Genomic DNA, 24,897 nt, shown 5'->3' with positions numbered 1-24,897 from the left:
GCGCGGAGGGGTTCTGGTAATGCATCAAGGAATAATTCAATGGCTGAACAATTCGACGTCGTCGTCATCGGTGCCGGCCCGGCCGGTTACCACGCTGCCATCCGCGCGGCCCAGCTGGGCCTGAAGACCGCCTGCATCGATGCAGCGCTGGGCAAGGACGGCAAGCCGGCCCTCGGCGGCACCTGCCTGCGCGTGGGCTGCATCCCGTCCAAGGCGCTGCTGGATTCCTCGCGCCAGTTCTGGAACATGGGCCACATCTTTGGCGACCACGGCATCAGCTTCAAGGATGCCAAGATCGACGTCGAGGCGATGGTTGGCCGCAAGGACAAGATCGTCAAGCAGTTCACCGGCGGCATCGGCATGCTGTTCAAGGCCAACAAGGTCGCCGCCTACTACGGCTTCGGTGAACTGCAGCCGGGCAACGTGGTCAAGGTCACCCAGCATGACGGTTCCATCGTCGAGCTGAAGGGCACCAACGTCATCATCGCGGCCGGTTCGGATTCGATCGAACTGCCGTTCGCCAAGTTCGACGGCGAGACCATCGTCGACAACGTTGGCGGCCTGGACTTCACCGAAGTGCCGAACCGCCTGGCCGTGATCGGCGCCGGCGTGATCGGCCTGGAACTGGGCAGCGTGTGGAAGCGCCTGGGCGCTGAAGTCACCATCCTGGAAGCCATGCCGGAGTTCCTGGCGGCTGCCGATGCCGAAGTGGCCAAGGCGGCTGCCAAGGAATTCAAGAAGCAGGGCCTGGACATCAAGCTCAATGCCAAGGTCTCCAAGACCGAGATCACCGGCAAGGGCAAGAAGAAGGAAGTCATCGTCACCTACACCGACGCGGAAGGCGAAAAGACCCTGACCGTGGACAAGCTGCTGGTGGCCGTTGGCCGTCGCGCCGCCACCAAGGGCCTGCTGGCCGAAGGCACCGGCGTCAAGATCAACGAGCGCGGCCAGATCGAAGTCGATGCGCACTGCCACACCGGCGTCAACGGTGTGTGGGCAGTCGGCGACTGCGTGCGCGGCCCGATGCTGGCGCACAAGGGCTTCGAGGAAGGCATCGCGGTGGCTGAGCTGATCGCCGGCCTGCCGGGCCACGTCAACTTCGACACCATCCCGTGGGTCATCTACACCGAACCGGAACTGGCCTGGGTCGGCAAGACCGAAGCGCAGCTGAAGGCCGAAGGCATTCCGTACAAGGCCGGCAGCTTCCCGTTCGCCGCCAACGGCCGTGCCGTGGCGATGATCGAGCCGGCAGGCTTCGTGAAGATCCTGGCCCATGCCGAAACCGATCGCATCCTCGGCATGCACCTGGTCGGCGCCAACGTCTCCGAGCTGGTGCACGAAGGCGTGCTGACCATGGAGTTCAGCGGTTCGGCCGATGACCTGGCCCGCATCTGCCACGCCCACCCGTCGCTGTCGGAAGTGGTCCACGACGCGGCGATGGCGGTCAGCAAGCGCGCCATCCACAAGGCGAACTGATCGGCATCATGGTAGGTGCCGACCGTTGGTCGGCACTCACCTGCAGACGAAAAACCCCGCCCCGGCGGGGTTTTTTGTTGCCCGTTTCCCTGTAGCGCCGAGCCCACGCTCGGCTGCCCTGCAAAGGCCGCCGAGCATGGGCTCGGCGCTACACCTTTCCAGCCGGCTTCTTCGGTGGATCCTCACAGACCCTGTGCTGTACCACCGTATCGCCGGCCTTCCATTGCTTGACCACCCGGCAGCGCGCCTCGGCTTTCGGCGCAGGGACCGCCGCTGCATTGGCTTCGTCAGCCGCAGCGCTCTGCTCGCGCTCCAGCCACGCCGACGGGGGTACCGGGGGTGCGGCCAGCACCGGGCCTGGCAACAGGACCAGACCGGCCAGCAGCACCCTCCTCATGCGGGAACCGCCCGGCCGCCAAGCAACCGCGCCGGCAGCATGAACAGCGCGCGCAGGAAGGCGAACAACGCCGAGAAGGTGATGCCGACCAGGCGGAACGGCAGGCTCAGCAGCCACACGAGCGGCCAGGCGATCAGGGCGAGGATCGCCAGCGGCCAGCACAGCACGAACAGCAGGCACCACACACCGAGCGCGAACAGGGTCTTCATCACGGTCTCCTTGGGGCGGCACCCTGCCGCCTGCGGACACCTTGGCGCCCTGCCCTCGCCGCCGGCAAACGGTTTGCGACGAAACCCGGGCTGGGGGCGATGAAATCCGGTGCAGGGCCGTCGTTGTAGAGCCGAGCCCGCGCTCGGCTGCTCTTCGTTGCGATCACAGAAAACCCGCGCTGCGCGCGACAGCCGAGCGTGGGCTCGGCTCTACAGGAGCTGCACCGCGCCCGGGCGGCCATGGGTCACCTGGAATCGCGCCGCGGTACGCACTGCGGCATCCGGGCGCAGCACGCTGTCGGCGAAGCGGAGCTCGGCGTCCACGGTCTGCCGGTTCAGCTGCAGCTCCCACCAGCCGCGGCGGTCGCCGTCGAAATAGCGGATATGCGGATTCTGCGGAATCGATGGCCCGTAGTACGGCCCGTACGGCGTGTCGTCGCCGCCACTGCTGATCGCCGGGGCGATGAATTCGGTGGCCACGACCGGCGCGCTGGCCGCGTCGAAATCCAGCTTCAGGTCATTGACGAAGGTGGAATGCCAGTCGCCGCCCAGCACGATGGCATTGCCCTGCCCGCCCGCCTGCATCGCCTGCAGCAGACGCCTGCGTGCGGCGGGATAGCCATCCCAGGCGTCGTTCCAGAAGCGCTCGCGTGGCGTGCCGCCGTCCAGCCGCAGCTGCGACATCAGCAGCTGCTGCACCACCACGTTCCAGCGCGTGCCCTGCGCGGCGGCCATCGACTGCGTGAACCACGCTTCCTGCCCCGTGCCGAGCATGCTCATGCGTGGATCCAGCGCCGCTTCGCAGCGCGGTGACTCGCCCACACCGCAGGGATTGGCCGGGCGGAACTGGCGGCAGTCGAGCAGGGTCAGCTGTGCCAGATCGCCGTAACGCAGGCGCCGGTGCACGCGCAGGCCGCCATTGCCCGCAGGCGTGCTGCGCATCGGCAGATGTTCGTAGAACGCGCGGTAGGCCGCCGCGCGGCGAACGATGAAGTCCTCGATCGACACGCTGGGCTTCTCCGGATGGATGCCCGAGTAGTCGTTCTGCACCTCGTGATCGTCCCAGATCACCGCGAAGGCGTGTGCGGCATGGGCTGCCTGCAGATCCGGGTCGAGCTTGTACAGCGCGTACTGGTCACGGTAGCGCTCCAGGCTCACCGTCTCGCCACTGAAACGCGCCGCGTCCAGCATGGTGCCACGCACGTTCTGCAGCGGGCTGTATTCATACAGGTAGTCGCCGGCATGCAGCACGAGGTCGACATCGCTCCGTGCGATATCGCGCAGCACCGGATAGTAGCCACTGTTCCAGGCCTGGCAGGTGCACAGGGCCAGCCGCAGCTGCTGCAGCTGCGTGTCCGGTAGCGACGCGGTGCGGAAGTGGCCGACCGCGCTTTCCTCATCGCCATCGCAGGCGAAGCGGTAGTAGTAGTCGCGGCCCGGGCGCAGGCCATTGACCTCCACGTGCACCGAATGGGCCAGCTCCGGCACCGCGGCAGCGACGCCCCGCTGTACCAGCCGGCGCATGCCGGCGTCTTCGGCCACGAACCAGCGCACCGGCACCGCCCGCGACGGCATGCCGCCGCCGTTGAGCGGGTCCGGCGCCAGCCGCGTCCACAACACGGCCCCCTGTGGATCCGGATCACCGGCGGCGACACCAAGGGTGAACGGATCACGCCCCAGCCGCGGCCGTGGGCCGGCCGTGGCCAGCCCCGGCATCGCCGCCAGCGCGATCGCCGCCCCCGTGCCCTGCCACGCCATGCGCAGCAGGCGACGACGGCGTTCCGGATCCACAGGCCCGCGCATCAGAAGCGCACGGTGGCGGTGGCCATCATCTGGCGCGGCGCGCCGACCTGCATGGTCGCCAGGCTGCGGGTCGGGTCGGCGGCGTAGGTGCCGTTGGTGTTGATCGAGGACAGGTAGCGCTTGTCGGTCAGGTTGGTCAGGTTCAGCGACATGGTCAGGTTCTGCGCCGGGCCCAGCGCGCCGAAGTCATAGGCCACGGAGGCATTGACCAGCCAGTAGCTCGGCACCGACGCGTCGTTGGTATAGGTCACGTAGCGCTTGCCGACGTGGTTGGCCGACAGGCGCATGTCCCAGGGGCCCGGGGTCCAGGCCAGGGTGCTGGCGAACATCCATTCGGGGGTGTCGACGGTCTTCTTGCCGCGGGTCGGCACCACGCCATTGTTCACGTAGTCGTTGTCGTAGGTGCTGTCATTCCAGGACAGCGCGTTGGACCAGGCCAGGTCCTGCATCGGCTTCAGCTGCAGTGTCGCCTCGGCGCCGCGGCTGGTCACCGAACCGACGTTGGAGAACAGCGCCGGGCAGCCGAGGATGCCCACGCACTGGGCGATCGCCAGCAGGCGGTTGTCGAACTTGACGTCGTACACCGCAACCGAGGCTTCATAGCCCTTCCCGTAGCCGCGCCAGCCCAGTTCCAGGGTGCGTGACTGTTCCGGCTTCAAGTCCTGCGCGCTGGCATCGAACGCCGCCTGCGGCACGTTGAACGGGCTGCCCACGCCCAACGCGTAGGCGGCGATGTTCCTGGCGAACGAACCGAAGATCTCGTTGCCTTCGTTGAGCTTGAAGTTGAAACCCGCCTGAGGCAGCAGGCCCTTCTTCGAAGTCAGGCTGCTGTTGTTGGCATAGCTGCCCAGTGGCGTGCGCACGCGGGTGCGGGTGTGCGGCGACTTCGCACCGATGTCGATGGTCAGCCGGTCATCGAACAGGCGGAAGCGGTCCTGCACGTAGAACTGGCGGGTAATGGTGGTGTAGCGCTGGTGCCACACGCGCTGGTCCGGGTTGCGCAGGAAGAAGTCATCGGTGACCGGGCCATCGATGTAGTAGAAGTTGCGCTGCACGCTGTGGCCGTTGTCCTCGTACCAGAGGCCGGCTTCCAGGTCGTGGCCGCCGACGTTCCAGGTGAACGCCGAGGTCACGCCGGTACGGTCGATCGCGTACTCGGTGGTGCGGATCGAGATCGGAATCTCGCGACTGGTGCCCGGGTTGGATGGATTGGACGGGCTGAACCAGTGGCCCTGGCCACGGTTGCTGTGGTTGTAGACGTTGACCTTCAGCCGCATCGACTCGTTCAGGCCGAAATCGCCGGCGATGCTGGACAGGTCATCGTTGCGCAGGCCGTGGCCGGAGTAGTACGCATCCCAGGGGCTGTTGACGCCGCCCGTGAACCTGCCGCGCGCGGCGGCGACGGCACGATCCCAGTCCGGCGCGTAGTTGTCCCAGTCCCAGCCAAGGCGATCGATCATCTCCAGCGACAGGTCCTGGTAGTCCGCCTCGACGCGGCGCGAGGCGTTGAACAGCGCGGTGATCCTGCTGTCCGTTCCGAAATTGTAGGTGGCCTTGCCGTTGAACTGTTTCAGCTCCTGCGAGCCCTTGCCCTTCCACTTGTCGCCTTCGGAGTACACGCCGGATAGATAGGCCGCAAAGCCCTGGTGCTCACCCGTCTCCAAGCGCGCATAGCTGCGCCGCGCGCTGTCGCTGCCGAAGCCCTGCGCCAGCACCACGCCGTACTCGGTGGACGGATCGATCGAATAGAACTGGAACACGCCACCGAGGTTGCTGGTGGACGGCGTACCCAGCGCGCCGATGCCGGTGGACACTTCGGCTCCGCCCAGGTTCTCGCTGATCACGGCACGGCTGATGTGCAGGCCGTTGCTGTTGCCATAGGCCATGTTGCCCAGCGGGATGCCATCGAGCGTGTAGCCCAGGCGGCTCTGGTTGAAGCCACGCAGGCTGATGGTGGTGGACCATTCGTAGGCGCCGGTGGCATCGGCCGACTCGAAGTGAACGCCCGGCTTGCTGGCCAGCAGCTTCAGTGGGTTCGCACCGGGCGGCAGGATCTTCATGTCCTCGGCGGTCACGCGCTGCACCTGGCGGGCTTCACCGCGGCCGATCACCGAGATCGAATCGAGGGTGGTCGCCGACGGTGCGTCGGGGGCGGGGGCGGTTTCAGCGGCAGCGAGCGACGGCAGCGAAGCACAGACCAGCAGGGCCAGCAGATTGCGGCGAAGCGGAGCGTGGGACGACATGGAGGCGGATTCCTTGGGCACGCTGGACGCCGAAGGGCGGCGTCGAAGAGCAGCAGCGGCGGAATCGTAGAAGCGGCGCGTTACATGTCATTTACACGCCACATGCGGAATCCTTGCGTTCCGAATGGTTTACCGTCCGGAAGGCGATTGCCGGCCAGCGGCCGGCATGGCCGTTATTCGAACGAGCCGACCGAATCGTGGGCCAGGTTGTCGAAGCGGGTGTACTCGCCGAAGAACTTCAGCTTGCACGAGCCGGTCGGGCCACCACGGTGCTTGCCGATGATGATCTCGGCCAGGCCCTTGTCCGGCGAGTTTTCCTTGTTGTAGTAGTCGTCGCGGTAGATGAACACGATCATGTCCGCGTCCTGCTCGATTGCGCCCGACTCGCGAAGGTCGGCCATCACCGGGCGCTTGTCGGTACGCGTTTCCAGCGAGCGGTTGAGCTGTGACAGCGCGATCACCGGCACATTCAATTCCTTGGCCAGGCCCTTCAACGAACGCGAGATCTCCGAGATTTCGGTCGCGCGGTTTTCGCTGTTGCCGGGCACGCTCATCAGCTGCAGGTAGTCGATCACGATCAGGCCGAGGTCATGCTCGCGCTTGAGGCGGCGGCACTTGGAGCGCAGCACTTCCGGCGACACGCCCGGCGTATCGTCGATGAAGATCTTGGTTTCCTTCAGCATCTTGATCGCGCTGGTGACGCGGCTCCAGTCCTCGTCTTCCAGCTGGCCGGTACGCAGGCGCTGCGCGTTGATGCGGCCATTGGAGGAAATCAGGCGCATCGCCAGCTGCGATGCCGACATTTCCATCGAGAACACCGCCACGCCCTTCTTCGACTTGATCGCCGCGTACTCGGCGATGTTCAGCGCGAAGGTGGTCTTGCCCATGGCCGGGCGCGCCGCGAGGATGATCAGATCGGTCGGCTGCAGGCCGGCGGTCATCGCATCGAAATCGGTGTACCCGGTCGGCAGGCCGGTGATGTTGCCGCCGTTCTCGAAGCGATTGCGCAGCTCCTCGAATGCATCCTTCAGCGCACCGGGCATGGCCACGAAATCGGTGCGACCACGTGCGCCCTGTTCGGCAATGGCGAACACGCTCTTTTCCGCCGAGGCCAGCAGCTCGCTGCTGTCGCGGCCTTCGGGCTGGAAACCGTCGTTGACGATGTCGGTGCCCACCTGGATCAGCTGGCGCAACACTGCCTTGTCACGCACGATCTCGGCGTAGGCCACGATGTTGGCAGCCGACGGCGTGGTACTGGCCAGTTCGATCAGATAGGCACCGTCGCCCACCAGTTCCATCTTGCCCTGCGACTCGAACCACTCGCCCAGGGTCACCGCATCGAACGGACGCTCGCGCTCGGAGAGCTCGCGGATCGCCCGATAGATCATCTGGTGGTCGCGACGGTAGAAGTCGCCTTCGGTCAGCTGGTCATTGACCCGGTCATACGCTTCGGGCGCCAGCATCAGCCCCCCCAGCACCGCCTGCTCGGCTTCCACCGAATGCGGCGGTACCCGCAACTGGTCGATGCGCGACTCGTCGCGATCGCGATCGAAGCCATCACCGCGCTCTCTGCGGTTGGAACGGAAGCCGGGACGAGCGGACATGCTGCGGTGTTTCCTGCAAAAGTGGGCCAGACGAGTGTAGGCATGCGCCGACCCCGGCGACCATGGACAAGGCTGTGGATAAGCCGTGGAGAAACGGGGGATATCCGCCGGCGCCTGGCCAGACTGGCGTGGGGGCGTCGCACTGCCTGCGACAGGCGCCATTGCGGCACCCGAGCGGAGCATTATCGCAGATCAGGCGCCACGGGTCGGAGCCCGTCGCTGCGCGTCAGGATCCGACCCCGGGCGTGGTTGGGGTCGGATCCCTCTGCGACGCAGGGAACTCCGACCCCGCAGGCGTCAATCGCCCTTGACGTGCACCGCGATCAGCGCCAGGAACCGGTCCACGTAGCCCTGCAGGAACTTCTGCGTGCCCTCGTTGTGGATCGTGCCGTCGGCATCGATCAGGCCCTCCTTGAAGTGGATGAACGCCTCGGGCTGCCCAAGCACATGCATATCCAGGAAGGCCAAGGTGTTGCGCAGGTGCTGCTGGGCCACGGCGGTACCGATCTGGCCGATGGAGGCGCCGATCACCGCCGCCGGCTTGCCGGCAAACGCACTGTCACCGTAGGGACGCGAGCCGATATCGATGGCGTTCTTGAGCACGCCCGGCACCGACCGGTTGTATTCGGGGGTGACGAACAGCACCGCGTCGGCGGCGCGCACCTGGTCCTTCAGCCGGGTACCCTGCGCCGGGTACTGCGCGTCGAAGTCCTGGTCATACAACGGCAGGTCGCCGATCTGCACGTACTGGAAGCGTGCGCGATCACCGGCGATCTTCTCCAGCGCATGGGCCAGCTTGCGGTTGCACGAGTCCTTGCGCAGGCTGCCGACGAACACGGCGATGGTGGGGACGGACATCGGGACATACTCCTCATGGTGCGGGAGGCCCAGCCTAGTCGCCGGGCCCGTGCAGGCCGGTGAAGATCAGCCGCCCACAATGCCTGCGCGCACCTGCCGCCAATGCGCCTGCCAGGCCTGGAACATCAGCACGTTCCACAGATGGGTATGCCACTTGCGCTGCCCTCCCAGGAACTGCTGCCACAGCGGCTGCACCGCCGCCGCCGACAGCACGCCCTCACGCTCCAGCCGCGCCGGCTGCAGCAGGTCCTCGGCCCAGGGCCGCAGGTCGCCTTTCAGCCAGTCACTGACCGGCGCGCCGAAACCGCGCTTGGGACGGTGCACCATCGAATGCGGCACGTAACGGCCCAGCACGCGCTTGAGCAGCACCTTGCTGGTGGTCTCGCTGCGCTTGAAGCCCAGCGGCAGCGACCAGGCGAACTCGGCCACCCGCCAGTCCAGCAGCGGTGCGCGCGCCTCCAGGCTGACCGCCATCGAGGTGCGGTCGACCTTGCACAACAGATCGTCCGGCAGGTAGGTCACGAAATCGGCCAGCATCATCGCGTCGGCCGGCGTACCCGCGCCGTGCAGCGGATCGGCCAGGTCGTAGAAGCTGCCGGCGGCCCGCGCGCCGGTCACCGCCGCGGCCGGGTCGCGCCAGCGCGAGATGCGGTTGCGGTAGACGTCGCCGATGCCACGCGCACCGGTCTCGGCCAGCAGCGCGGCCAGGCCGCCGGTGCGCGAGGCTTCGCCCTGCTGCTGCGCACGCGCGCCCATCCAGCGCCGCAGCGGCCCCGGCACGCGGCCGAGCATCTGCCAGTTGCGCAGCGCGCGTACATACCGGGTATAGCCGAAGAACAGCTCATCGCCACCGTCACCAGACAGCGCCACGGTCACGCCCTGCCGCGCCAGCCGGGCGACCAGCGCGGTCGGCACCTGCGACGCGTCGGCAAAAGGCTCATCGAACATCGCCGGCAACTGCGGCACCACCGCCAGCGCGTCGGCGCCGCTGACGTACAACTCGGTATGGTCACAGCCCAGGTGGGCCGCCAGCTCCCGGGCCAGCGGCGCCTCGTCATGTCCCGAATCGGTGAAGCCGATGCTGAAGCTGTGCATCGGCTGCCCGCTCTGGGCCTGCATCAGCGACGCCACCAGTGAGGAATCGGTGCCACCAGACAGGAATACGCCGACCGGCACGTCGGCCACCATGCGTAGCGCCACCGCGTCGCGCAGCAGCGTGTCCAGCTGTTCCTCGGCGTCCTCGATGCGGCCCTGGAAGGGTGCGGCCAGCGCCGCCTGCATGCGCGCGCGCGCATCCCAGTACGGCCGCTGTGCCTGTTCCGGACGATGCGCGGATGCGCCGGCAGCGACGGCCGCCGCGTCCAGGCGCAACACCCGGCCCGGCATCAGCTTGTAGCAGCGCTGGTGGATGCTGTGCGGCGCCGGGATGTAATCCAGCCGCAGCAGCAAGGTGAGCGCATCGCGGTCGATGTCGTTGTCGAACGCCGGGTGCTGCCAGAGCGCTTTCAGTTCCGAACCGAACACCAGCGTGTCGCCGGCCCAGCCGTAGTACAGCGGCTTCTTGCCGACGCGATCGCGGGCCAGCCACAGGCAACGCTCCTGGCGGTCCCACAGCGCGATGGCGAACATGCCGTTGCAGCGCTGCAGGGTGTCTTCCACGCCCCATTGCAGGATCGCCGCCAGCAGTACTTCGGTGTCGGAATGGCCGCGGAAGGCATGCCCCAGCGGCTCCAGTTCCTCGCGCAGGGCGGCGAAGTTGTAGACCTCGCCGTTGTAGGCCATCACGTAGCGGCCGTCGGCCGAGGCCATCGGCTGGTGGCCCAGCGGGGACAGGTCGAGGATGCTCAGGCGGCGATGCGCCAGCGCGATGCCCGCCTCGGCATCGACCCAGCTGCCGCCATCATCGGGCCCGCGGTGGTGCAGCGCCTGGCCCATGGCCAGGGCCTGCGCCTGCAGCGCCTCGGCCGACGCCACCGGCGCCGGCAACAACATTCCCGCCAATCCACACATGCATCAGGGTTCCTGCGCCAGGTCGAGGGCGGCGCCAATCACCGCATTGTCGCTTGGAAGCCCGAACATTGCTGCCCCCGCCAGTGGCGTGTAGGTGTCGGCACCGCAGACCCGGCGCAACGGCAGATGGCCGAACCCGGCCTCGACCAGCGCGGTGACCACGCCCTCGCCCACCCCGCCGCTGTGGCGGCCTTCATCCAGCACCAGCACCCGCCGTGCGCTGGCGGCCTGGGCAGCGATGAAACCGGCGTCCAGCGGTACCAGCCAGCGCAGGTCGACCACCCGCACCTGCCAGCCCAGCTGCTGCTCGATCGCCCGCGATGCGCGCAATGCCATCGGCACGCCGTTGCCATAGGTATAGATCACCAGATCGCCGGCCTCCGGCGCATAGACCCGGCCCTCCCCCGGCACCAGCGACTGGCCCTGTGCGGGGAAGTCGAACAGCCACTGGCCATCGCCGGCTTCGTGCAGGTCCTTGCTCATGTACAACGCGATCGGCTCCAGGAACACCGCCACGCGCCCATCCACCCGCGCCAGTGCGGCCAGCGTGCGCAGCATCATCACCGCATCGTCGCCACGCGACGGGCAGCCCACCACCAGCCCCGGGATGTCGCGCAACGCGGTGATCGAGTTGTCGTTGTGGAAGTGGCCACCGAAGCCCTTCTGGTACCCCAGCCCGGCCACCCGCACCAGCATCGGGTTGCGGTACTGGTCGTTGGAGAAGAACTGCAGCGAACACGCTTCGCCGCGCACCTGGTCGATGGCGTTGTGCAGATAGGCCAGGTACTGGATCTCCGGAATCGGCAGCATGCCCAGGTTGGCCAGGCCCTGAGCCATGCCCAGGATCATGGTCTCGTCCAGCAGGGTGTTGAACACCCGGCGTGGGCCGAAGCGGCGCAGCAGATCCTTGGTGACGGTGTAGACACCGCCCTTCTGTGCGACGTCCTCACCGAACAGCAGGCTCTGCGGATACTTCGCCAGCAGTTCCTGCAGGGCATGGTTGATCTGGATCGCGAGGTGGCGTGGCGCCTGCCGTTCGGGCAACGCCTCCGCACCGCCATACAGCGCTTCACGCGTTCCGGCGGGCACCTCGCGCCGTGCTTCGGCCTGCACCGCAGCCGGCGTATAGGGCGCAAGCGGCTCCATCACTTCCCGCAGCGACTGCAGCTTCGGCCGTCCTTCGGCATCGGCGGCGGCGGCCATGCAGCGCGCGCGCATCGTCTCGTAGGCCACCTCGATGGCGGCCGCATCCATCCAGCCCGATTCCATCGCGATCTGTGCCGAGCGCAGCAGCGGATCCTGCGCCTCGGCCGCGCACAGCTCCGGCAACGCGCGCCATTCCACCTCGAAGTCGGTGCCGGCGTGCCCCATCAGGCGCGTGGTGCGCAGATGCAGGAAGGTCGGCCGCCGCGTACGCCGGCAGTGCTCCACCGCCGCCTGCACCTGCGCATGGCCGGTGGCCAGGTCGAGGCCATCGGCGTAGAAATAGTCCAGCCCGGGCTGACCGCTGAAGCGTTCGGCGATCCAGCCTTCAGGCGTTTTCACCGAGATGCCCAGGCCATTGTCCTCGCAGACGAACAGGACCGGTGCCGGCAGCTTCTGGTAGGCCGACCACATCGCGGTGTTGAACGCGGTCTGCGCGGTGGCATGGTTGGCCGAGGCGTCGCCGAACGAGCACAGTACGATGCTGTCGGCCGGAATCGGCAGTTCGTGGCCCAGCCGCTTGCCGCTTTCGAGGGCCAGCGCGGTGCCCAGCGCTTTCGGAAGATGCGAGGCGATGGTCGAGGTCTGCGGCAGCACCCACAACGGTTTGCTGCCCCACACCTTGTGCCGCCCCCCGCTGGCCGGGTCATCGGCGCTGGCAGCAAAGGACAGCGCGGCATCGCGCAGCGGGTCGATCCCCGGCACCTGGCGTGAGCGCTCGGCCATGAAGGCACCGGAGCGATAGTGCAGGAATGCTGGATCCGTATGCCGGCAGGCCCGTGCCAGCAGCGCATTGCCTTCGTGGCCGGATGAACCGATGGTGTAGAAGACCTTGTTCTGCACGCGCAGCACGCGCGCCATCAGGTCCAGCTGGCGGCTGGCCAGCTGCGAATCGAACAGCTCGCCAAACGCGGCGGCGGTAAGCGTGCTGCCCGGCAGGATCGGCGCATCCGGCGCCGGGCGCGGGCGCGGGGTACCGCGCCAGCCACGCACCGCGTCGAGGAAATTGGCGTCGCACACGTCGGCGCGGTTGAGCACGCGCATGCGTGCGGGAATCGGATCTGGAACCACAGCGAACATCGAACACCCTCCGTGTCGTTGTTGCATTCCGCCCGGGGTTGGCCAGGCGCTACCCTGTGGGGATCACCTTGGTGAGAGTCATGCGGCCTCGAAGCGGGCGCGGACCTCGGCGGTCACCGCCGGCATCGGCAGGAAGCGCGGCTGCCCGCGCACGCGCTGCAACCAGGCGCGAACTTCCGGGAACGGCTGCAGGCTGATTCCACCCTCGCCTGCGACGTCGGTGTAGGCGAACAGCGCGATGTCGGCGATGCCGTACCCACTGCCGGTGAACCATTGCGCATCACGCAGGTGCTGCTCCATCACCGCCAGTGCAGCGGCGGCGCGCTCGTGCAGGCGTGGCAGTTCGGCGCGGCGCGGCGACCCAGGCGGGGTCCAGCCGCGGATGAAGCGCGCGACCGCTACGCACGGCTCGTGCGTGTACTGCTCGAAGAACATCCAGCTCAGTGCCTGCGCGCGCTCCCAGCCATCGGTGGGCAGGTAGGGCGTGCCTTCGGCCAGCCAGAAAAGGATCGCATTGGACTCGGTCAGCACGCGGCCATCGTCGCGGACGATCAACGGCACCTTGGCATTGGGATTGAGCGCGAGGAACTCAGGGGTGTGGGTCTGGCCGTGGGCACTGTCCACTTCCACCCAGCGGTAGCGGCTGCCGAGCTGCTCCAGCAGCAGGCGGACCTTGTGGCAATTGCCTGACACCGACATGCCGTGCACCGTCAACGGGACGCGCTCTTCCACCATTGCCTGCTCCCTCGGATCCGGCCGGCGGCCGGCTGCGTGCAGTCTGGCAAGCACGCCAGTGAATGCCAAGCGCGGGTGCAGCATGACTACACGGTAGTGCCGGCCGCTGGCCGGCATCCTCGATGCAGCTGGATCCAAGCGATTGCCGGCCAGCGGCCGGCACTACCAAGCCACGCTCAGCGCGCGCGTTGCCGCCACTGTTCGCGCGACTGGCCCCAGATCTGCATGGGCTTGTCGTTGTATGGCGCTGGCAACTCCCCCATGCGCAGCAGGGTGCTTCCCAGCTTGCGTGCCACGGCCCGCGAGTTGTCGTTGTCCTCGGCGATCGTGTGGATCACCTCAGCCCATCCCAGCGTATCGAACGCCCAGTCGATCGCCGCGACCGCCGCCTCCGGCGCATAGCCCCGGCCCCAGCTGGCATGGCGGATGCCCCAACCGACCTCGGTACCCGGCCAGTCCTGCGGCTGCCACGGTCCCATCCGCCCGATCCAGTCGCCGCTGGATTTCTCGATCACGCTGAACATCGAGAAGCCGAACAGCTGCCAGGCGCCGGCCAGGCTGCAGAAACCGCGCCAGGCTACCGAGGGTGGCTGCACGCCGCCCAGGGTACGCATCGTGGCCTCGTCGGCGCAGAACGCCAGGTACGGCTCGTAGTCCTCGCGAAGCAGCGGGCGCAGGATCAGCCGCTCGGTTTCGATGCGCAGGTCGAAGATGCTCATGCCGGCTCCATGTCGAAGGGGGCACCCATGATGGAGGATGGCTTCGCTGCGCGGATGAATATCGCCGGTCGCAATGAAACGGGCCGGCATGAGCCGGCCCGTCAGGTACTGCATGCTGCGCCGGGATTACTGGCGCGTGGCTGCGGCAGTGGCACCGGCGGCAGCGGTCTGCGTGACCAGCTGGCCATCGACCACCGGCAGGCGATCGCTGGCCGGCTTGTTGTCCATGCGCACGGTCTTCTCCGCGCCGTCATAGCGGTAGGTCACGTTGTAACCCTTCACCACGTCGTTGGTACCCATGGCAATGCGGTTGCCCGGCTTGCTGGCCATGCGCATGGTGCCGGTGGTGCCGTCCTCATTGCGGTAGGTCACGTTGTAGCCGGTGACGCGGCTCGACTCGGAGGTGGCGGTCTCGGTGTGGCACTGGCGCTCGGTGCGGTTGACCACGCGGCCACCCACATGGCGCTTGTCGATCTGGTTGCCGATGAAGCCGCCGGCCACGGCACCGGCGGCGGTCGCGGCCTTCTTGCCGTTGCCGCCACCGACCTGGTTGCCGAGCAGGCCACCGACCACAGCGCCGACCACGGTGCCGCCGACGTTGCCATCACGTTCCGGCAGGCGTTCCTGCACCGTCACGTCCTGGCAGACCTCGTGCGGGGTCTGGGTGGTGGAGGTCTCGCGCACTGGATCGGTGCCGATCACGGTGGCGTAGGCCTTCTGCTTCTCGGTGATCGGGTCAACCTTCAGCACATCGGCATATTCAAGCCCGCGCGGCGCGGACGGGTCCAGCTTGTCACCACGTGCGCCGTCGTCAGAAGCGTTACCTTCAACGAGGCGCGATTCACCATTGGGGGTTCCGGCGCTGATGGAATCGGGCGACTTGTCACCACTCTTCATGAAGGCGGCGGTGGCGATGCCACCGACCAGCAGCGCGCCCGCTGCGACCAGGACAGTTGTAGTTGTGCTTTTCATGACCTGCTCCTTGCGGACCATCCGCAACGTTCTCGGGGCAGATTGCAGCATGCGCTGCCTGAACGGAATCTCCACATTTCCTGCTCATTCCGATAACCCATTCAGCATCGGGAAATGCTGGGCCCGTGGTAGCGTTTGCATATTCCCCACGAGGCTTCCCGCCATGGCCAACCCGATGCTGCTGCCGGTACTGCAATGGGCCCGCCGGCTGCGCTACCCCACCCTGTTCAAGCTCACCGCCGGCCTGTTCGTGCTGACCTTGTTCATCCCGGACCCGATCCCGTTCGTCGATGAGCTGGTGCTGGGCTTCGGCACGCTGCTGCTGGCCAACTGGAAGAGCCGCAACGCCGCAACACCTCCGCCGCTGGAACAGCGTTGAGCATCCTGGTTGACAGCCACTGCCATCTGGATGCCAGCGGGTTCGACCGTGACCGCGCTGCGGTGATCGAGCGTGCGCAGGCCGCAGGGGTGCGCCAGCAGGTGGTACCGGCGGTGACCGCGGCCAGCTGGCCGAAGCTGCGTGAGGTCTGCCAGCAGGCGCCGGGGCTGTACCCGGCCTACGGCCTGCATCCGATGTTCCTGGCCGATCACCAGCCCGGGCACCTGCCACTGCTGCGCGAGTGGATCGAGCGCGAACGCCCCTGTGCGATCGGCGAATGCGGCCTGGACTTCTTTGTCGAAGGGCTGGACGCCGACGCCCAGCAGGCGTATTTCATCGGCCAGCTGGAACTGGCCCGCGAATTCGAGTTGCCGGTGATCGTGCACGCGCGACGCGCGGTGGATGCGGTGATCGCCGCCATCCGCCGCGTCGGCGGCCTGCGCGGCGTGGTGCACAGCTTTTCCGGCAGCCCGGAACAGGCCGCGCAACTGCACAGGCAGGGCTTCCTGCTCGGCCTCGGTGGCCCACTGACCTACGATCGCGCGCAACGGCTGCAGCGGCTGGTGCGCGAGATGCCGCTGGAACAGCTGCTGCTGGAAACCGACGCGCCCGACCAGCCCGACGCCGGCATCCGCGGCCAGCGCAACGAGCCAGCGCGGCTGGCGACCATTGCCCGGCACGTGGCCGCACTGCGCGGGATGGAGCTGGAAGCCGTGGCCCAGGCCACGACGGAGAATGCGCGGCGATTGTTCGCGCTGCCGGCAATGTAACGGGTAGGTGCCGGCCGCTGGCCGGCACGATCCATCACACCTCGCTGGCCTCTACCGCATCCACCTTCACCTTCTTCGGCTCCAGCAGCATCTCCAGCGCCTTGCCAACCGCCGCGAAGGCGAACGCGCCGGTGATGTGGGTTGCCGCGCCCAGGCCGGCACCACAGTCCAGCTTCAACGCCGCATCGGCGCCCAGGTTCGGACGGATGCCGCAGACGCTGCCATCGGCCTGCGGGTACTTCACATTCTCCAGCGAATACACCGCCGGTACGCCGAAATAGCGCTTGGCGTTCTTCGGGAAGTTGAATTCGCTGCGCAGCTTCTTGCGGATCAGCGCCAGCATGGCGTCGTGCTCGGTGCGAGAGACATCGCGGATGCGCACCAGGGTCGGATCGGTACGGCCACCGGCGGCACCAACGGTCAGCAACGGCAGCTTGCGGCGGCGGCACCATGCGATCGTCTCGACCTTGACCCGGAAGCTGTCGCAGGCATCGATCACCAGATCGAACCCCCGGTCCAGCAGCTCGGCCATGTTGGACACGGTCAGGAATGCCTGCACCGCGTCGACCCCGATGTCCGGATTGATCGCACGGCAACGCTCGGCCATCGCCTCGGCCTTGTTGCGGCCGTAGTTGCCTTCCATCGCCGGCAGCTGCCGGTTGGTGTTGGACACGCAGATATCGTCGGCATCGATCAGGGTCAGGTGGCCGACGGCCGAACGGGCCAGCGCCTCCACCACCCACGAGCCGACGCCGCCCATGCCGACCACCGCCACGCGGCTGCCCTGCAGGCGCTCGAGTGCACCCACGCCGTACAGCCGTTCGATGCCGGCGAAGCGTTGTTTGACCTGTTCGTTCATCGGGCTATTTTAACGTGCAGGTGCTGGCGCCCGCAGTACGCCGGCGTCGAACCCACCGTTGCACGCCCGGAGTGCCCGCATGAATGCCAGCCCGCCCCGCCGCCTGTCCAGCGCCCATCGCTACCTGTTCGTGCTCTGCCTGGGCCTGCTGATCGGCCTGATCGCCACGGTAATGGTCGGCCGCGCCCTGCAGGCGCGTCGCGATCCGTTCCCGGGCAGCCTGATGCAGGTGATGCAGCGGCAGTCACAGCTGCTGCAGCAGGCCCAGCTGCAGAACCGCTGCAGCCTGGCTGACAGCGTGCCGCGGCTGCAGGTGCTGCGCCTGCTGTCCAATGACCTGGACCAGGCGTTTCCCGGGCTGAAGGACAGTGCGCAGTTCCAGCAGCACGCCAGCCAGCTGCGCGGCAACCTCAACACGGCGCTGGCCTCACCCCCCGGCGACTGCAGGGCCCTCGCCCAGCTGGTGGAAACACTGCAGGCGGACTGCCGCGCCTGCCACCAGGATTTCCGCTGAGCCGCATTCATCCTGCAGCCGGGCAGCACGCACACGGTTGGCGCGTTGTTCACGTTCGAAAGGAGAGGATTCGTCCACCCTGCTGCACGACGCAGTACCACCCAACCCACCCGCCTTCACGGCCAGGAGACGCCCCATGAAGATCCAGCTCATCGCCGCCAGCGCCATCGCTACCCTCGCGCTGGCTGGCTGTGCCACCTCGCCCGGTTACAGCGGCGGTGGTTACAACAACGGCTACAACAACGGCGGCTACGGCAACAATGGCGGCTACAACCAGGGCCGTTGCGCTGACTGTGGCATCGTCACCCGCATCAACACCGTGCCCTCGGGCCGCACCGCGCCCAGCGCGACCGGCGCGATCCTCGGCGGCATCGTCGGCGCCGTGGCCGGCCATGAAATCTCCGACCACACCGGTGGCAGCCGTGGCAACAAGAACATCGCCGCCGCCGCAGGCGCGGTCGGTGGTGCCCTGGCCGGCAACCAGATCCAGAAGAACGTCACCAGCGATACCTATGACATCAGCGTGCGCATGGATGATGGCCGCACCATCGTGGTCAACCAGCGCGATCTCGGCGGCATCCGCGAGAACACCTACGTGCGCGTCGTCAATGGCAAGGTCATCCTGCGCTGACCTGCACCGGGCCAACGGCAAAGAAAAAGGCCCGCTTGCGCGGGCCTTTTTCATGCCGACGGGCGGCGGGTATTACACCGGCTGCACCTTGTCAGCCTGCAGGCCCTTCTGGCCCTGCACGACTTCGAAGCTCACAGTCTGGCCTTCCTTGAGGCTCTTGAAGCCCTGGGTCTCGATGGCGCGGAAGTGCACGAACACGTCCTCGCCATTCTGCCGGCTGATGAAGCCGAAGCCCTTCGCATCATTGAACCACTTTACGGTACCGGTCTCGCGCTCAGCCATCTCACTAACTCCCTTTGACTCTCTCTTGTTGTTGGAAACGCCCGGTGGGCGGCTGACAAGCAAGGGGGAAGCGAGGTGCATCGATGCAGCGGATCGGAAAGATCTTGCTTCATCAGGCCACGATCCACGGTGACCTTGCCAAGCTCAGCGACTGCAACTTAACCCGCCCAAAACGAAAAAGCAACTGGCAAAATCTTTCACTGTCAACCCCAAAACGGCCACCATACGGGACAGCATGGGACTCTCATTCATCTTATATCTGCTAGCGGTCATTTTTGTCCTGATCGGCATCGCCGGCATCATCCTGCCGGCCCTCCCGGGCATCCCGCTGGTGTTCATCGGGCTGCTGCTGGCGGCCTGGGCCGACGGCTTCGCCCACGTCGGCTGGCCCACCCTGGTCGCGCTGGGCGTGCTGACCCTGCTTTCACTGCTGGTGGACGTGCTGGCCACCGTGGTCGGCGCGCAGCGCGTCGGCGCCAGCCGCAAGGCCCTGTGGGGCACCTTCGTCGGCAGCATCGTCGGCCTGTTCTTCATGCCCATCGGCCTGTTTGCCGGACCGCTGGTCGGCGCCCTGCTCGGCGAGTACTGGCACACCCGCGAACTCGGCCGCTCGACCAAGGTGGGCCTGGCGACCTGGCTCGGCATCCTGCTCGGCCTGGCACTGAAACTGGCGGTGGTGATCGCGATGCTGGGCCTGTTCGCGTTCGCCTGGTTCTTCTGAGCCACCTAGCCTTCACGCCACGCGCACGCCGTGGCCGTGCATAAACGGTGGGGCTGGCCGCGATCCGGTGCAGCCGCCACACTGTGCGATTCCCGTATCCATCGAAGGGCCTGCTGCAATGACCCTCCCCACGCTGCTTCCCCGTCTGGCGCCGCTGGCGCTTGCCCTGGCCAGCGCCCCCCTGGCCGCGCAGGAGTTCGCGCCCAGCGCCGACACCTCGCCGGCCGCCTGCGCGGCGATCACCACCGACGCGGCCCGCCTGGCCTGCTATGACCGCCTCTTCGGGCACACCCCGGAGGCCACCGCCGCCGCCGATGCCGCCGCCGAATCGGCTGCGCAGGCGCGCCGCGAGGAACGACAGACCGCGCGCGTGAGCCAGGGCGAGGAAAAGCTGCGCGAGCGGGTCAGCGACCTGTTCCGTCCGGCGGCACCGGACAGCGCGCTGGCCAATGCTGGCCGCGGTTCGCTGCTGGACAGCCGCTGGGAGCTGGCCGAGGACTCCAAGCTGGGGCCCTTCCAGCTGCGTGCCTACAAGCCGGTGTACCTGCTGCCGGCGTTCTGGACCAGCGACCGCAACACCACGCCGCATTCGCCGAACCCGGCCAACAGCGTGACGACCCCGCAGGTACTCGACAGTGCCGAGCTGAAGTTCCAGATCAGCTTCAAGACCAAGATCGCCGAGAACCTGTTCGGCGACAACGGCGACATCTGGGCTGGCTACACCCAGAGTTCGCGCTGGCAGGCCTACAACAGCGAGGATTCGCGCCCGTTCCGCGAAACCAACTACGAACCCGAAGTGATGATGGTGTTCCGCAACGGCTACTCGATCGGTGGCTGGCGCGGGCGCATGACCGGTATCAGCCTCAACCACCAGTCCAACGGACGGGCCGATCCGCTCTCGCGCAGCTGGAACCGGGTCATGCTCAACATCGGCCTGGATCGCGAGAACTGGGCGCTGGTGCTGCGCCCGTGGTACCGCATCCCGGAAAGCCGCAGCGAAGACAATAATCCGGACATCGAGGATTACATGGGCCGGGGTGACGCGACCCTGATCTGGAACCGCAACGGGCATGAGGTCGCGCTGATGGCGCGTCATTCGCTGCGCACCGGCAGCCGCTCCCACGGTGCACTGCAGCTGGATTACGGCTTTCCGATCAGCAATCTGCTGCGTGGCCATGTGCAGGTCTTCGACGGCTATGGCGAGAGCATGATCGACTACAACCACAAGGCCACCTATGTGGGCGTGGGCGTGTCGCTGCTGGAGTGGTTCTGATGGACGTGACGATCTGGCACAACCCGGCCTGCAGCAACTCGCGCGGCGCACTGAAGCTGATCCGCGATGCGGGCTTCGACCCGGTGGTGATCGAGTACCTGGGCACCCCACCCGACGCGGCCACGCTGCGCCAGGTGCTGGCCGAGTCGGCCCTGAGCGCGCGCGACCTGGTGCGCAGCAAGGAGACCCAGTTCGCCGAACTCGGGCTGGAAGATGCCGACGATGCCACCCTGCTGGCTGCGATGGCCGAACACCCGCGCCTGATCAACCGCCCCGTGGTGCGCACGCCCAAGGGCTCACGGCTGTGCCGCCCGCCGGAAACGGTACTGGAGATCCTGTAACGGAAAAGGGGACGGAGGGGATTAAGTCGTTTGTGCACAAACGACTTAATCCCCTCCGTCCCCTTTTCTGGTTACCGCCAGTCGGTGATGCCTTCGCGGCGGTAGGCCTCGGCGAACGCCGGGCGCGCCTTCATCGAGGTGGCATGTGCCTTGAGCGACGGCCAGGTGTCACTGGGCCTGGGCATGTTGCGCGACCAGCGCATCAGCATCACCAGCATGTAGTCGACCACGCAGGGCGTGGCGCCCAGCAGGTAGGGCCCATGCGCCAGCAGGTGCGTGGCCACATGCTGCCAGGCCGCTTCCAGGCGCTGTCGCGCCATCTCGCGACTGGCCTCCACGTTTGCCTCGCCCGCCACCTCGTGCGGATAGAACCAGGCGCGATAGGCCGGCTGCAACGTATTGGCACACCAGAACATCCAGCGGTAGGCATCGGCGCGCTGCGGCGTGCCCAGTGCCGGCAACAAACCGGCGTCCGGATGGCGGTCGGCCAGGTACAGGGCGATCGCCGCCGCTTCAGTCAGTACCAGGCCATCGATCAGCAGCGTCGGCACCACGCCGGCCGGATTCAGTGCCAGGTACTCCGCCGACTTGTGCTCGCGCGCGTCGAAATCCAGCAGCACCAACTCGTGCTCGATGCCGAGCTCGATCAGCAGCCAGTGCACCACCAGCGCGGCGGTGCTTGTCGAACCATACAGCGTGGTGCTCATGCGGCGGATCCTGTGCAGGTGGGCCGGCCGATTATGCGCCCGTGCGGGAGCCGTCGCTCAGCCGCAGCTGCTCATGCAGGTATCGCGGCGCTCGCCACAGGACATCATCGGCGCGCGCAGCGTGCAGTCATGCGTCTTCAGTTCGCAGGCACGGCGCAGGTCCGGGTTGTCCACGTCCTTGCAGCGCTTGTCCGGCGCCGGCACCATCCGCTGCTCGCAATTGCTCTGGCGGCTGCCGAGAGAGTCATTCTGCGCCATGCAGCTGCGATAGCCGGCCTGGCACTGCATGCGGCATTGCGCCGATGCAGGGAAATCCGCGCCTTCGTACGACGCCGGGGTGCTGCAGCCGGCCAGGGCCAGCAGCACGCCGGCCACGATGAAGCGATGCAGGGCCATGGACACGTCCTGTGCGAGGGTGTGCCGACCGTAGCAGAGCCAGGGCTACAGGCGTGTTAATCCTGCCTCCAGATACAGCAACGGCGCCACAGGGGCGCCGTTGTCCGGACCGAAGCGTGCGGGAATTACTCCACCACCACCGGAATCTTGCCGATGCGGGCCTGCCACTCGCGCGGGCCGGTCTTGTGCACCGATTCGCCGGCGGAGTCGACGGCCACGGTCACTGGCATGTCCTGCACGGTGAACTCGTAGATCGCCTCCATGCCCAGGTCAGCGAAACCGACCACCTTGGCCGCCTTGATCGCCTTGGACACCAGGTAGGCCGAGCCACCGACGGCCATCAGGTAGGCCGACTTGTGCTTCTTGATCGCCTCGATCGCGGCCGGGCCGCGCTCGGCCTTGCCGACCATGCCCAGCAGGCCGGTCTGTGCCAGCACCTGCTCGGTGAACTTGTCCATGCGGGTCGCCGTGGTCGGGCCGGCCGGGCCCACCACTTCGTCACGCACCGGATCGACCGGGCCGACGTAGTAGATGAAGCGGCCCTTCAGATCGACCGGCAGCTGCTCGCCCTTGTTGAGCATGTCGACCATGCGCTTGTGCGCGGCGTCGCGGCCGGTGAGCAGCTTGCCGTTGAGCAGCAGGGTCTGGCCCGGCTTCCAGCTGGCCACGTCTTCCGGGGTAATCGTATCCAGGTCCACCCGGGTGCCCTTGGATGCGTCGTAGGTCAGCTTCGGCCAGTCTTCCAGCGACGGCGGGTCCAGCATCACCGGGCCGCTGCCATCCAGGGTGAAGTGCGCATGGCGGGTGGCCGCGCAGTTCGGGATCATCGCCACCGGCAGGTTGGCCGCGTGGGTCGGGTAGTCGTTGATCTTGATGTCGAGCACGGTGGTCAGGCCACCCAGGCCCTGCGCACCGATGCCCAGCGCGTTGACCTTCTCGTACAGCTCCAGGCGCAGCTCCTCGATGCGGTTGGACGCACCACGGGCCTGCAGCTCGGTGATGTCGATCGGCTCCATCAGCGCTTCCTTGGCCAGCAGCATCGCCTTCTCGGCGGTGCCACCGATGCCGATGCCCAGCATGCCCGGCGGGCACCAGCCGGCGCCCATGGTCGGCACGGTCTTCAGCACCCAGTCGACAATCGAGTCGGACGGATTGAGCATGGCGAACTTGGTCTTCGCTTCCGAACCACCGCCCTTGGCGGCGACGATCACGTCGACTTTGTTGCCCGGCACCACCTTGACGTTGACCACGCCCGGGGTGTTGTCCCTGGTGTTGATGCGCTTGCCTGCCGGATCGGCCAGCACCGAGGCGCGCAGCTTGTTGTCCGGGTGCATGTAGGCGCGGCGCACGCCTTCATTGGCCATGTCTTCCACGCCCATGGTGGCGTCATCCCAACGCACGTCCATGCCGATTTCCAGGAACACGGTGACGATGCCGGTGTCCTGGCAGATCGGGCGGTGGCCCTCGGCGCACATGCGCGAATTGATCAGGATCTGCGCCATCGCTTCCTTCGCGGCCGGCGACTCCTCGCGCTCGTAGGCGGCGGCAAGGTTCTTGATGTAGTCGACCGGGTGGTAGTACGAGATGTACTGCAGCGCGTCGGCGATGGACTGGATGAGGTCTTCCTGCTTGATCGATGTCACGTCTTGCTCGCTTGCTCGAGGCTGGCGGGGGTAATCCACCTATTTTACCCCCTCCCCCGGCCCCGGGGTGGTAGTGCCGGCCGCTGGCCGGCAAGATTCCCCCGACGCTCTGTCACGCCACGCGCCACTGCGGCGTCTTTGCCCACATGAACGCCGAAACCGCTTTCCAGACCCACCGCCCGCGCCTGATGGCGCTGGCCTACCGCCTGCTCGGCAGCCGCACCGACGCCGAAGACGTGGTCCAGGACGCCTGGCTGCGCTGGTCCGGCGCCGATCCTGCGGCCGTCCGCGATGCCGAGGCCTGGCTGGTCACCACCACCACCCGGCTCGGCCTGGACCGGCTGCGTGCGGCCAAGCGCGAGCGCGTCCACTACGTCGGCCCATGGCTGGCCGAACCGCTGGCGGTCACCCTGGAGCCGGACCCGGCGCCCGGTCCGGCCCAGCTGCATGCGCTGGCCGACGACGTCTCGGTCGCTTTCCTGACCCTGCTCGAACAGCTCGGCCCGGAGGAACGCGCCGCCTTCCTGCTGAAGGAGGCGTTCGACCACGACTACCGTGAGATCGCCGAGCTGATCGGCCACAGCGAGGCCAACTGCCGGCAGCTGGTGCACCGTGCCCGGCAACGCCTGCAGGCCGGACGACCGCGCTTCAATGCCGATGCCAGCCAGCACCGGCAGCTGCTGGCGCGCTTCATGGAGGCCTCGCAGCGCGGCGACAGCGACGCGATCCAGGCCCTGCTGCACGCCAACGCGGTGCTGGTTTCCGACGGCGGTGGCGTGGTCACTGCGGCGGTGCGGCCGCTGCTGGGCGCCGAACGCATCGGCCGCCTGTTCTGGGCCATCGCCCGCCGCGGCGCGGTGCATCCCGCCCAGCTGGGCTACGTCAACGGCGAGCCGGCGATCCTGCGCTTCCAGGGTGAGCGCCTGCATTCGGTCACCACCATCGAAGTGGTCGATGGCCGCATCGCCAACGTGTACAGCGTGTTGAATCCGGAAAAGCTGCCGGGTGCTGTCACGCGCGATGACGGTACGGCGTCCTGGTAGTGAAAGGCGGCCACCGTGGCCGCCGTGGA

General features: G+C 67.2%; 25 protein-coding genes. 9 read left to right on the top strand and 16 right to left on the bottom strand.

Going from position 1 to position 24,897, the window contains the following annotated elements; genetic code table 11:
* Positions 1-39 precede the first annotated feature (39 nt).
* A complete protein-coding gene (gene lpdA, locus ACUVWL_RS03790; RefSeq protein WP_014647703.1) occupies positions 40-1,476 on the top strand; it encodes a dihydrolipoyl dehydrogenase in 1,437 nt (478 codons plus the stop codon).
* A 148-nt stretch (positions 1,477-1,624) separates the two neighbouring features.
* Here lpdA and ACUVWL_RS03785 read toward each other — a convergent pair whose 3' ends face one another.
* The 11 genes from ACUVWL_RS03785 to ACUVWL_RS03735 all read right to left on the bottom strand — a co-directional run bounded on the left by ACUVWL_RS03785 (position 1,625) and on the right by ACUVWL_RS03735 (position 15,309).
* Positions 1,625-1,873, bottom strand: coding sequence for a hypothetical protein (locus tag ACUVWL_RS03785; RefSeq protein WP_053495588.1), 249 nt, complete (start codon positions 1,871-1,873; stop codon positions 1,625-1,627).
* Positions 1,870-2,082 (bottom strand): hypothetical protein, encoded by a 213-nt coding sequence (locus ACUVWL_RS03780; RefSeq protein WP_032958903.1) that lies wholly within the window; start codon positions 2,080-2,082, stop codon positions 1,870-1,872. Before ACUVWL_RS03780 ends, ACUVWL_RS03785 begins: the two co-directional genes overlap by 4 nt.
* A gap of 210 nt (positions 2,083-2,292) precedes the next feature.
* Positions 2,293-3,885: an alkaline phosphatase D family protein gene (locus ACUVWL_RS03775; protein ID WP_445978829.1), complete on the bottom strand. Its 1,593-nt coding sequence runs from the start codon at positions 3,883-3,885 to the stop codon at positions 2,293-2,295.
* A complete protein-coding gene (locus tag ACUVWL_RS03770) occupies positions 3,885-6,128 on the bottom strand; it encodes a TonB-dependent receptor family protein (protein ID WP_445978828.1) in 2,244 nt (747 codons plus the stop codon). Before ACUVWL_RS03770 ends, ACUVWL_RS03775 begins: the two co-directional genes overlap by 1 nt.
* Before the next feature lie 173 nt (positions 6,129-6,301).
* A complete protein-coding gene (locus ACUVWL_RS03765) occupies positions 6,302-7,732 on the bottom strand; it encodes a replicative DNA helicase (protein ID WP_014647708.1) in 1,431 nt (476 codons plus the stop codon).
* 297 nt (positions 7,733-8,029) lie between these two features.
* Positions 8,030-8,590, bottom strand: a complete 561-nt coding sequence (locus tag ACUVWL_RS03760) for an NADPH-dependent FMN reductase (RefSeq protein ID WP_014647710.1) — start codon at positions 8,588-8,590, stop codon at positions 8,030-8,032.
* A 66-nt stretch (positions 8,591-8,656) separates the two neighbouring features.
* Positions 8,657-10,600 carry an asparagine synthase (glutamine-hydrolyzing) gene (gene asnB, locus ACUVWL_RS03755; protein ID WP_445978827.1) on the bottom strand — a complete coding sequence of 648 codons (1,944 nt, stop codon included), beginning with the start codon at positions 10,598-10,600 and terminating at the stop codon, positions 8,657-8,659.
* A 3-nt stretch (positions 10,601-10,603) separates the two neighbouring features.
* Complete coding sequence (locus tag ACUVWL_RS03750) at positions 10,604-12,883, bottom strand: thiamine pyrophosphate-dependent enzyme (RefSeq protein ID WP_046431612.1); 2,280 nt, start codon at positions 12,881-12,883, stop codon at positions 10,604-10,606.
* A gap of 78 nt (positions 12,884-12,961) precedes the next feature.
* Positions 12,962-13,618 (bottom strand): glutathione S-transferase family protein, encoded by a 657-nt coding sequence (locus ACUVWL_RS03745; protein ID WP_046431688.1) that lies wholly within the window; start codon positions 13,616-13,618, stop codon positions 12,962-12,964.
* Between the two features lie 176 nt (positions 13,619-13,794).
* Positions 13,795-14,337 (bottom strand): GNAT family N-acetyltransferase, encoded by a 543-nt coding sequence (locus ACUVWL_RS03740; RefSeq protein ID WP_053495598.1) that lies wholly within the window; start codon positions 14,335-14,337, stop codon positions 13,795-13,797.
* Positions 14,338-14,463: 126 nt separating this feature from the next.
* On the bottom strand, positions 14,464-15,309 hold the full coding sequence (locus ACUVWL_RS03735) for a glycine zipper 2TM domain-containing protein (RefSeq protein WP_046431690.1): 846 nt from the start codon (positions 15,307-15,309) through the stop codon (positions 14,464-14,466).
* 163 nt (positions 15,310-15,472) lie between these two features.
* On the opposite strand from ACUVWL_RS03735, the gene ACUVWL_RS03730 reads away from it, so the two are divergent.
* The gene (locus ACUVWL_RS03730; RefSeq protein WP_014647716.1) at positions 15,473-15,688 is read left to right on the top strand and encodes a DUF6116 family protein; all 216 of its coding nucleotides are present in this window, start codon (positions 15,473-15,475) and stop codon (positions 15,686-15,688) included.
* Positions 15,685-16,458 (top strand): TatD family hydrolase, encoded by a 774-nt coding sequence (locus ACUVWL_RS03725; protein WP_046431615.1) that lies wholly within the window; start codon positions 15,685-15,687, stop codon positions 16,456-16,458. Before ACUVWL_RS03730 ends, ACUVWL_RS03725 begins: the two co-directional genes overlap by 4 nt.
* Positions 16,459-16,492: 34 nt before the next feature.
* On the opposite strand, the gene ACUVWL_RS03720 is transcribed toward ACUVWL_RS03725, so the two are convergent.
* Positions 16,493-17,317 (bottom strand): tRNA threonylcarbamoyladenosine dehydratase, encoded by an 825-nt coding sequence (locus tag ACUVWL_RS03720; RefSeq protein ID WP_046431617.1) that lies wholly within the window; start codon positions 17,315-17,317, stop codon positions 16,493-16,495.
* A 79-nt stretch (positions 17,318-17,396) separates the two neighbouring features.
* Between ACUVWL_RS03720 and ACUVWL_RS03715 the strand changes: the two genes are divergently transcribed.
* Complete coding sequence (locus tag ACUVWL_RS03715; protein ID WP_014647719.1) at positions 17,397-17,831, top strand: cytochrome c; 435 nt, start codon at positions 17,397-17,399, stop codon at positions 17,829-17,831.
* A 136-nt stretch (positions 17,832-17,967) separates the two neighbouring features.
* Positions 17,968-18,462, top strand: a complete 495-nt coding sequence (locus ACUVWL_RS03710; RefSeq protein WP_005417545.1) for a glycine zipper 2TM domain-containing protein — start codon at positions 17,968-17,970, stop codon at positions 18,460-18,462.
* A 72-nt stretch (positions 18,463-18,534) separates the two neighbouring features.
* Here the strand turns inward: ACUVWL_RS03710 and ACUVWL_RS03705 are convergent, their stop codons facing one another.
* Positions 18,535-18,744: a cold-shock protein gene (locus ACUVWL_RS03705; protein ID WP_014647720.1), complete on the bottom strand. Its 210-nt coding sequence runs from the start codon at positions 18,742-18,744 to the stop codon at positions 18,535-18,537.
* Between the two features lie 235 nt (positions 18,745-18,979).
* On the opposite strand from ACUVWL_RS03705, the gene ACUVWL_RS03700 reads away from it, so the two are divergent.
* The 3 genes from ACUVWL_RS03700 to arsC all read left to right on the top strand — a co-directional run bounded on the left by ACUVWL_RS03700 (position 18,980) and on the right by arsC (position 21,079).
* Complete coding sequence (locus ACUVWL_RS03700; protein ID WP_032958895.1) at positions 18,980-19,465, top strand: DUF456 domain-containing protein; 486 nt, start codon at positions 18,980-18,982, stop codon at positions 19,463-19,465.
* Positions 19,466-19,583: 118 nt separating this feature from the next.
* Positions 19,584-20,738 (top strand): phospholipase A, encoded by a 1,155-nt coding sequence (locus ACUVWL_RS03695; protein ID WP_053496454.1) that lies wholly within the window; start codon positions 19,584-19,586, stop codon positions 20,736-20,738.
* Positions 20,738-21,079 carry an arsenate reductase (glutaredoxin) gene (arsC, locus tag ACUVWL_RS03690; RefSeq protein WP_445978826.1) on the top strand — a complete coding sequence of 114 codons (342 nt, stop codon included), beginning with the start codon at positions 20,738-20,740 and terminating at the stop codon, positions 21,077-21,079. The genes ACUVWL_RS03695 and arsC overlap by 1 nt, the downstream gene beginning before the upstream one ends.
* A 71-nt stretch (positions 21,080-21,150) precedes the next feature.
* Here the strand turns inward: arsC and ACUVWL_RS03685 are convergent, their stop codons facing one another.
* From ACUVWL_RS03685 to ACUVWL_RS03675, 3 genes are all read right to left on the bottom strand, one after another.
* On the bottom strand, positions 21,151-21,786 hold the full coding sequence (locus tag ACUVWL_RS03685) for a glutathione S-transferase family protein (RefSeq protein ID WP_014647724.1): 636 nt from the start codon (positions 21,784-21,786) through the stop codon (positions 21,151-21,153).
* A 57-nt stretch (positions 21,787-21,843) separates the two neighbouring features.
* On the bottom strand, positions 21,844-22,182 hold the full coding sequence (locus tag ACUVWL_RS03680) for a hypothetical protein (RefSeq protein ID WP_046431623.1): 339 nt from the start codon (positions 22,180-22,182) through the stop codon (positions 21,844-21,846).
* 125 nt (positions 22,183-22,307) lie between these two features.
* Positions 22,308-23,825: a fumarate hydratase gene (locus ACUVWL_RS03675; RefSeq protein WP_014647726.1), complete on the bottom strand. Its 1,518-nt coding sequence runs from the start codon at positions 23,823-23,825 to the stop codon at positions 22,308-22,310.
* Between the two features lie 146 nt (positions 23,826-23,971).
* Here ACUVWL_RS03675 and ACUVWL_RS03670 point away from each other — a divergent pair, with 146 nt between their 5' ends.
* Entirely contained in the window at positions 23,972-24,868 is an 897-nt protein-coding gene (locus ACUVWL_RS03670) for an RNA polymerase sigma-70 factor (RefSeq protein WP_075076677.1), read from the top strand.
* The last annotated feature ends 29 nt before the right edge of the window (positions 24,869-24,897 follow it).

Source organism: Stenotrophomonas muris, from assembly GCF_052751275.1.
Note: the sequence above shows the minus strand (reverse complement) of the source record. Positions and strands in the feature narration are given on the sequence as shown.

Excerpts from the sequence above, each read along its gene's own strand:
- ACUVWL_RS03760 (WP_014647710.1), bottom strand. The coding sequence starts at position 8,590 with ATGTCCGTCCCCACCATCGCCGTGTTCGTCGGCAGCCTGCGCAAGGAC.
- ACUVWL_RS03715 (WP_014647719.1), top strand. The coding sequence starts at position 17,397 with ATGAATGCCAGCCCGCCCCGCCGCCTGTCCAGCGCCCATCGCTACCTG.
- ACUVWL_RS03705 (WP_014647720.1), bottom strand. The coding sequence starts at position 18,744 with ATGGCTGAGCGCGAGACCGGTACCGTAAAGTGGTTCAATGATGCGAAG.
- ACUVWL_RS03770 (WP_445978828.1), bottom strand. The coding sequence starts at position 6,128 with ATGTCGTCCCACGCTCCGCTTCGCCGCAATCTGCTGGCCCTGCTGGTC.
- ACUVWL_RS03780 (WP_032958903.1), bottom strand. The coding sequence starts at position 2,082 with ATGAAGACCCTGTTCGCGCTCGGTGTGTGGTGCCTGCTGTTCGTGCTG.
- ACUVWL_RS03720 (WP_046431617.1), bottom strand. The coding sequence starts at position 17,317 with ATGAACGAACAGGTCAAACAACGCTTCGCCGGCATCGAACGGCTGTAC.
- asnB (WP_445978827.1), bottom strand. The coding sequence starts at position 10,600 with ATGTGTGGATTGGCGGGAATGTTGTTGCCGGCGCCGGTGGCGTCGGCC.
- ACUVWL_RS03750 (WP_046431612.1), bottom strand. The coding sequence starts at position 12,883 with ATGTTCGCTGTGGTTCCAGATCCGATTCCCGCACGCATGCGCGTGCTC.
- ACUVWL_RS03740 (WP_053495598.1), bottom strand. The coding sequence starts at position 14,337 with ATGAGCATCTTCGACCTGCGCATCGAAACCGAGCGGCTGATCCTGCGC.
- ACUVWL_RS03785 (WP_053495588.1), bottom strand. The coding sequence starts at position 1,873 with ATGAGGAGGGTGCTGCTGGCCGGTCTGGTCCTGTTGCCAGGCCCGGTG.
- ACUVWL_RS03730 (WP_014647716.1), top strand. The coding sequence starts at position 15,473 with ATGGCCAACCCGATGCTGCTGCCGGTACTGCAATGGGCCCGCCGGCTG.
- ACUVWL_RS03765 (WP_014647708.1), bottom strand. The coding sequence starts at position 7,732 with ATGTCCGCTCGTCCCGGCTTCCGTTCCAACCGCAGAGAGCGCGGTGAT.
- ACUVWL_RS03735 (WP_046431690.1), bottom strand. The coding sequence starts at position 15,309 with ATGAAAAGCACAACTACAACTGTCCTGGTCGCAGCGGGCGCGCTGCTG.
- arsC (WP_445978826.1), top strand. The coding sequence starts at position 20,738 with ATGGACGTGACGATCTGGCACAACCCGGCCTGCAGCAACTCGCGCGGC.
- ACUVWL_RS03685 (WP_014647724.1), bottom strand. The coding sequence starts at position 21,786 with ATGAGCACCACGCTGTATGGTTCGACAAGCACCGCCGCGCTGGTGGTG.
- ACUVWL_RS03710 (WP_005417545.1), top strand. The coding sequence starts at position 17,968 with ATGAAGATCCAGCTCATCGCCGCCAGCGCCATCGCTACCCTCGCGCTG.
- lpdA (WP_014647703.1), top strand. The coding sequence starts at position 40 with ATGGCTGAACAATTCGACGTCGTCGTCATCGGTGCCGGCCCGGCCGGT.
- ACUVWL_RS03700 (WP_032958895.1), top strand. The coding sequence starts at position 18,980 with ATGGGACTCTCATTCATCTTATATCTGCTAGCGGTCATTTTTGTCCTG.
- ACUVWL_RS03680 (WP_046431623.1), bottom strand. The coding sequence starts at position 22,182 with ATGGCCCTGCATCGCTTCATCGTGGCCGGCGTGCTGCTGGCCCTGGCC.
- ACUVWL_RS03670 (WP_075076677.1), top strand. The coding sequence starts at position 23,972 with ATGAACGCCGAAACCGCTTTCCAGACCCACCGCCCGCGCCTGATGGCG.
- ACUVWL_RS03775 (WP_445978829.1), bottom strand. The coding sequence starts at position 3,885 with ATGCGCGGGCCTGTGGATCCGGAACGCCGTCGTCGCCTGCTGCGCATG.
- ACUVWL_RS03695 (WP_053496454.1), top strand. The coding sequence starts at position 19,584 with ATGACCCTCCCCACGCTGCTTCCCCGTCTGGCGCCGCTGGCGCTTGCC.
- ACUVWL_RS03745 (WP_046431688.1), bottom strand. The coding sequence starts at position 13,618 with ATGGTGGAAGAGCGCGTCCCGTTGACGGTGCACGGCATGTCGGTGTCA.